Genomic DNA, 5740 nt, shown 5'->3' on the forward strand with positions numbered 1-5740 from the left:
CCGGCCAGGCGGGCACCGACGCCTACGGCAATGGCTACCCGGCGGGCATCAGCGTGTTCGGGCCGGACGGCCGGATCACCCTGTCCACGGCCGCCACATGGACGTCGGCGTCCGGCTCCCGGGTGATCCTGGAAGCCGACGAGTTCACTGCCAGCACGCAGTATCAGCCCGCCGACACGGCGGGGGTGACGTGGCAGCCCGGAGTGATCAGTGCCATCCTCACGTCCCGGCTGGGGGTCAACACGCCCTCAGTGGCGATCACGTCGCCACATGCCAGGGGCACCGCCGGACCCGCAGAGATCCGGCTCCACGGCAGCGGGCCCAGCAACGGCAGCGCCAACGAGGTCGTGATCGATACCCAGTCGACGGTCATGACGGGCGACACGAAGTGCGAGGGACGCCTCACCGCAGGGAACATCCTGTCCGGACGCCTCACCGTCACCCCCGTCGCGAACCAGTGGACCGACAACATCAACGTGGTGTTCTCGCGCCCGTTCGCCACCAAGCCGGAAGTCATGGTGACCCCGTCATCGTCCGCGCCGGCCGCGGGCGGCTCCACGTCCCTGTCCTGGGCGACGTCCGGCGTGACCGCGACGGGTTTCACGCTGCGCGTGCTGCGCGGCTCCGCCACCGCGATGGAGTTCTCATGGTTCGCCATGGCGACGACGTGAGACACCTGATGAACGGATAGACAAACCAGTAAACCTTTAACAAGGCTAACCAGTAGACCGTCAGTTCACTGGTGGGCTACTGTCGTTCACTATGACCGCACCCGTGGAAACGAAGACCGTGCGCGTGTCCCTTGAGATGCACAAGGCAGTTCACGACCTTGCCGACCGGATCAACGGCACCGCCGACGATGCGATACGCCACCTGCTCGACGAGAACACCATCCGCGTCCCGGTGACCACCGCCCAGCGCAAGCGCTGGCAGGAGTACGCCGACGCCTCCGGCGTGAGCATCGCCCGGTTCATCATGATGCGCATTGAGGCCGCCCTCCAGTACGGCATGGACCCCGGCACCATGCACCTGGCCATGGACCACCTGCGCGCCATCGCCCGGCACATGGGAGTCAAGGTCCGCCCCACTCAGCCGCGACGACCGGGCGACGACGAGTGAACTTTCGTCCACTCCGCCTGATCATGCTGTGCACTGCGGTGTCCGTGACCGCGATAGCGGTCTACGTCGGGTGCACTCCCACCCCCAACGCACCCGCACTGCCGTGGACCATCACGACCGTCACCCCCGACCCGGAGGCCACCCCATGACGACGAAGAAGACCGAGAGCGACCCGGCCCAGCTCACCGAAGAGGCCAAGACGGAGGCCGCCGAGATCCGCGACGACATCGCGGAGACGAAGGAAGAGGCCAAGGAAGCCCGCCAGGAAGGCGACGACGAGCGCGCCGCCCGGCTGGAAGCCCGCCTCAAGGCCCAGGAAACCAAGCTCGACTCCGTCCTCGAACAGCTCAAGGGACTCGTGGAGCGGCCGTTCCACCCCGCGCCGGAGGCCAAGGACGAGCCCCCGGCGGACGGCAAGGACGACGACCAGGCCGAAAAGAAGGACGAGACCCCGGCGGACGACACCCCGGCGGACGACACCCCCAAGCCCAAGCGCCGGACCGCGAACCGCGGATGGTTCGGCGCCCGCGTCGACGCAGACTGAAGGAGACACCGTGGCCACGCCACTGACCTACGCGAAGTTCATAGCGGCCCTCAAGGGGGCCGGCCTCAAGGTCGTTGAGGTGAAGACGAACGGCAAGCCGCCCTCCGAGCACAACCGCAACGCGAAGGGCCCGTTCGGGCCCGTGCACGGCGTGGCGATCCATCACACCGTCACCAAGGGCAGCGCGAAGACCGTGGAACTCTGCCGGACCGGGGACGCCGAACTCCCCGGCCCCCTCTGCCACGGCGTCATCACGAAGGACGGAACGGTCCACATCGTCGGCTACGGCCGCGCCAACCACGCCGGCCTGGGCGACCCGCGCGTGTTCACTGCCGTCAAGGCCGAGTCCTACATGACCCGCCCGCCCGTCCCGGCCACCAACACGATGGACGGCAACTACTGGATGTACGGGTTCGAGTGCGAGAACCTGGGCGACGGGAAGGACCCGTGGCCGGCCGTCCAGCTCGACGCGATGCGGAAGGCCGCCGCGGCCCTCTGCAAGGCCCACGGGTGGACGGAGAAGTCCGTCATCGGCCACAAGGAGTGGCAGGTCGGCAAGATCGACCCCAAGGGGTTCGAGATGCCCGACTTCCGCTCCGGCGTGCGCGACATCCTCCAGGGCCCCAAGCCGACCCCGGCCCCCCCGCCCGCGCCGACCCTCAAGTCGCTTGCGGCGAGGCTGGACAAGGTCGAAAAGGACGTGGCCGCCCTCCAGAAGCGGTAGCGTGTCCGGCAAGGTTCGGTCGACCCCATCCAACACCCCCGCCGGGCGTACTCCGCTCCCCGGCGGGGGCGTTGTCGTTCCCGCCCCTTCAAAAACCTGTTGGGACCTGTTAGGGTTATGTCATGGGACGCAAGCACAAACCGGACGCCCTGAAGTACGTGACGTGCGGGTTCTCCCCGGAGAACCTCACCGCGATCGCGGAGGTCCAGCGCACACTGCACCTCTCCTTCGGCGCCGCGGTCCGACACCTCATCAGGCAAGCGAGCGCCCCGCCCTCCACTCCCAAGGAAGCGAAGAGCACATGACACAGCAGACCACCGGCTTCTTCCCCGCACTGGCCAGGATGGAGCGGCAGTTCCCGCCGCTGGCCCGGACCCGTGAGCCGTTCTGGCGCCCGCAGATCCCCGCCCCCGCCCGGGACATCCTCGTCCCGGCGTGGAACTGGCGGAGCATCCACGAGTGCCCGGAGGGCGCCCGCCTGCTCTCCCTCGACGCCAACGCGGCCTACATCGGCGCGGCCGGCGGGGTGAAGGTGGCGCACTCGCACCTCACCCCCACGGGTGGAATCGACCTCCCCGCCCCCCGTGACGTCCTCCCCGGCTACTACCGCGTCACGGTCCCCTACTGGGCGTTCTCCGCCACCCTCGTCCACCCGCTGGGCAACTCCACCAGGGTGGAGACCGAGACGGACGTCTGGATTGCGGCCCCCACCCTCGTCCTGCTGCTCGAACTGCTGGAAGAGGGCGCGATCGCGGAACTGACCATCCTCGACTCCTGGACCGCCCAGGCGCACACCACGTTCCGGGCATGGGTCGACCACCTCAAGGGCATCCGCCGGGACCTGATGGACGCCCAGCACCAGGCCCACCCGGACGGCGACCGCCCCGCCGACTGCGAGTGCGTCCCCTGCACCCGCCTCGCCGAGTTCAAGCTGGGGTACTCCGCCGCGTGGTCGATGATGCTCACGGGTGAGAGGTGCAAGACGCGCCGGCCGGACTGGGCGCACACCGTCTACGCCCAGCACGCCGCCACCATGTGGCGCAAGGCCTGGCGGTACACGGCCACCGGATGCCCCGTCATCGCCATGGGCCACACCGACGAGATCACCGTCATGGAAGCCGACCTCCCGGAGGTCATGGCCCGGCCCAAGCCGCCGTTCCGCATCGACGCCACCGGCTACGCCATCGGCGCGTTGAAGCCGAAGAGCGTGGAGGTCGCGACCGCCGAGCACACCGCCGGCCCCACGGCCCTCTACGACGACACCGACACCGGAGACCTGATCTAGTGGACCTTGCCCAGGCCCTGGACGCCGCGCTGAGAGACCGCTACCGGGTCGCTGAGGTGAAGAGCCCGGTCACCTCCCAGCGCGGCCTCCAGGCCCGCATGAACCAGATAGAGAAGGCCCTCGAAACCCCCGCGGCGGCAGCACGCGCCGCGGGGGTTTCCCGCGGCACCTGGCGCCGCTGGCGCAACGGGAAGCAGGCCCCCTCCGCCGCGTCCCTCCGCCAGATCGAGCACGCGCACGTCAACCTCGTGATCCTGCCAGCGTTCCGCGCGGACCTGAAGAGGCGCCCGACCCCCAAGTCCGTCACCGTGACCGCCACCATCAAGTGGTCCAAGAGCACGGGCCCCCAGTACAACAAGACAGCGCACCGGACGACCACCCTCACCGGGATGCAAAAGGTGATGAAGCGCGTCATCCGCGCCTGGGCCATGGCCGGCCCGGAAGCCGCCGCGGAGATACTCCAGCGCGGCGCATCCGACGTCTACCAGGTAGAAGACGACGGAGACCGACCCGGCATCGAATTCGAAGGCGACAGAGTGGAGATCGACCTCTCATGAGTGAGACACGACAGCAGTTCTGGTTGCGCCGCGGTCGGGAGCTGAACCAGAAGCGGAAGTCCGACCTGTGCGCGCTGTACCGGGGCATGGGTGGCCGGGGTGGCGTCCACCCGCCCGAGAAGTGGCGCAAGGACGAGGTGCTCTCCTCCATCGTCGACATGGAATGGGACCGCCTGCCCGCCGGCCAGAAGCGGCCCGATCCGCCGTTCTTCCAGCCGCCGTGCGCCCGTGAGGGATGCGGTCAGCACCCCGACCACCACCGGCACGAGAGCGACCACCACTACTTCACCGTAGGCGCGACCCCAGACTCCGAGTGGGTCTGCCCGACGTGCAGCGGCCCCCGCGCCGGCCACTGCCCGCACTGCTGCACCCCCGCCGACGACGACGGCGTGCAGCGTGAGCACCACGTCCAGTGCCCGCAGTTCGGGACGGGGGAAGAGCAGCCCACCCAGGCCGACGCCACCCCCGCCGCGCACGCCGCCGGCCCCATCATCCCGCCCGTGCTCACCCCGTCCATGCCCCTCACCATGCGGAGGGAGCAGGATGTATGACGGGATCTCACTGGCCGGCCGGTGGGAATGCGGCGCGTGCGGTGCGTCCGGCGATGGCTGGTGGGACGAAGAGCAAGGGTTGACCCTCGACGTGGGAGAACATGCGTGTCCGGAGTAGCAGTAGGCCCCGGGGCGCACAACCCCGGGGCCCACTGGTGAAGAGCACACCGGCCCTTCACTCCCGCCAGAATCGTACATGACAACGGCCCCCACCCTGGCCAGGGTGGGGGCCGTACTTGTGGTCCGTGCCACTGGATCCGGCGATCGGTCCGGACCGCACGTGCTCCGCGTGCGGTGTCTGTGGCGTGGGGGGTCGGGCACTACTCCAACCCCGTGCGGAACCCATCGTAGCGTGGCCGGCCCCCTGGGAGCGGGGGCCGGTAGCACTGGGGACACTGTACCGGAGGGGGGAGGGGGGGAATCGAACCCCACTTAGGTGCCTGTCACAGCTTTGCCCTATCGACCAGACCCCACGGCGCGCGACCCGCAGGCTCCCCACGGACAAGCCTACTGGTCCCCGTCCTCGCTGATCAGCAGTTCCGGCCACACCAGGAAAGCTGGTGTCTTCTCTCGGACGACGGGTGCTATCTCGGAAACGTGCTCCCGCGCATGCCAACCGAACTCCGCATCGAAGTAGGCGCGCGACATCCGCTGAACCTCTGCCATGGCCCACAGCGTACCGGGCCGCGCAGCGGGCCGGCCCCCGCGCGGCGCGAGCCGCGCCACCCCGGAGCGCAAGCGGAGGGGAGTCGGTCCGCGGGACGCGGACCCAGAGGCCGCGGAGCGGCCGACCGGGACGCGGGACGCGTCCCTAGCACGCGCGTGAGCGCGTGTCAATCACGCGCTGCGGAGCAGCAGGCGGGAGCGCGGCCGTAGTTCACCGCGCCGAGGACGGCCTGCCGGAAGTCGCCGCGCGCCACCGTCAGCATGCCGAGCGCGACGGGCAGTTCCTCGATCGCG

The 5740-nt window shown here is 69.4% G+C and carries 8 protein-coding genes and 1 pseudogene; 8 read left to right on the forward strand and 1 reads right to left on the reverse strand.

Translation table 11 applies throughout. The annotated features are described in order from the left end of the window. The 8 genes and pseudogenes from ACIOWN_RS33945 to ACIOWN_RS33980 all read left to right on the forward strand — a co-directional run. Positions 1-671: H-type lectin domain-containing protein (locus ACIOWN_RS33945; protein WP_401984389.1), on the forward strand; the 671-nt coding region annotated here is incomplete at its 5' end. Between the two features lie 103 nt (positions 672-774). Then, positions 775-1119, forward strand: a complete 345-nt coding sequence (locus tag ACIOWN_RS33950; RefSeq protein ID WP_401984391.1) for a hypothetical protein — start codon at positions 775-777, stop codon at positions 1117-1119. A gap of 145 nt (positions 1120-1264) precedes the next feature. After that, positions 1265-1663, forward strand: coding sequence for a hypothetical protein (locus tag ACIOWN_RS33955; protein ID WP_401984393.1), 399 nt, complete (start codon positions 1265-1267; stop codon positions 1661-1663). A gap of 10 nt (positions 1664-1673) precedes the next feature. After that, positions 1674-2282: pseudogene (locus ACIOWN_RS33960) on the forward strand (N-acetylmuramoyl-L-alanine amidase); the annotation flags it as partial. A 227-nt stretch (positions 2283-2509) separates the two neighbouring features. After that, on the forward strand, positions 2510-2692 hold the full coding sequence (locus tag ACIOWN_RS33965; RefSeq protein WP_401984395.1) for a hypothetical protein: 183 nt from the start codon (positions 2510-2512) through the stop codon (positions 2690-2692). After that, positions 2689-3672, forward strand: a complete 984-nt coding sequence (locus ACIOWN_RS33970) for a hypothetical protein (RefSeq protein WP_401984397.1) — start codon at positions 2689-2691, stop codon at positions 3670-3672. Before ACIOWN_RS33965 ends, ACIOWN_RS33970 begins: the two co-directional genes overlap by 4 nt. Continuing rightward, on the forward strand, positions 3672-4229 hold the full coding sequence (locus ACIOWN_RS33975; protein WP_401984399.1) for a hypothetical protein: 558 nt from the start codon (positions 3672-3674) through the stop codon (positions 4227-4229). Before ACIOWN_RS33970 ends, ACIOWN_RS33975 begins: the two co-directional genes overlap by 1 nt. Further along, positions 4226-4780: a hypothetical protein gene (locus ACIOWN_RS33980; RefSeq protein ID WP_401984400.1), complete on the forward strand. Its 555-nt coding sequence runs from the start codon at positions 4226-4228 to the stop codon at positions 4778-4780. The genes ACIOWN_RS33975 and ACIOWN_RS33980 overlap by 4 nt, the downstream gene beginning before the upstream one ends. A 507-nt stretch (positions 4781-5287) precedes the next feature. On the opposite strand, the gene ACIOWN_RS33985 is transcribed toward ACIOWN_RS33980, so the two are convergent. Then, entirely contained in the window at positions 5288-5446 is a 159-nt protein-coding gene (locus tag ACIOWN_RS33985; protein WP_401984402.1) for a hypothetical protein, read from the reverse strand. Positions 5447-5740: the final 294 nt, after the last annotated feature.

The sequence above is a fragment of the Streptomyces sp. NPDC087787 genome, assembly GCF_044743035.1.
GTDB lineage: Bacteria > Actinomycetota > Actinomycetes > Streptomycetales > Streptomycetaceae > Streptomyces.